At 64.5% G+C, this 245-nt stretch carries 1 protein-coding gene; it reads right to left on the bottom strand.

The features are described from left to right. Positions 1-245 (bottom strand): DUF2235 domain-containing protein (locus DC347_RS21415; RefSeq protein WP_133247137.1); only part of this gene is annotated, 245 nt, incomplete at both ends.

Raw genomic sequence — 245 nt, 5'->3', positions numbered from 1 at the left:
GTGTACGGGTTGCGTGTCCATACCGTGGGCGCGAAGTCGGCGCGGTGCTCGTGCAGCGCCAGCGCCTGGTAGGCGTATTTCACGATCTTGCTGAGTTCGGTGTCGTGGAACTGGTAGCGCTTGCGCGCAAAGGGAAACCACGAGGCGGTGCAGGGGATGCCGAGCGAGCCGACGGTATCCCACACGCCGATGAAGTGGATGTCGATCACGATCGAATGGCTGGCGCGGAATGCCACCGCGGCCGG

It is taken from the genome of Pseudarthrobacter sp. AG30 (assembly GCF_003116525.1).
Lineage (GTDB): Bacteria > Actinomycetota > Actinomycetes > Actinomycetales > Micrococcaceae > Arthrobacter.
The sequence above is the reverse complement of the archived record's forward strand: the minus strand, read 5'-3'. Positions and strand labels throughout refer to the sequence as shown.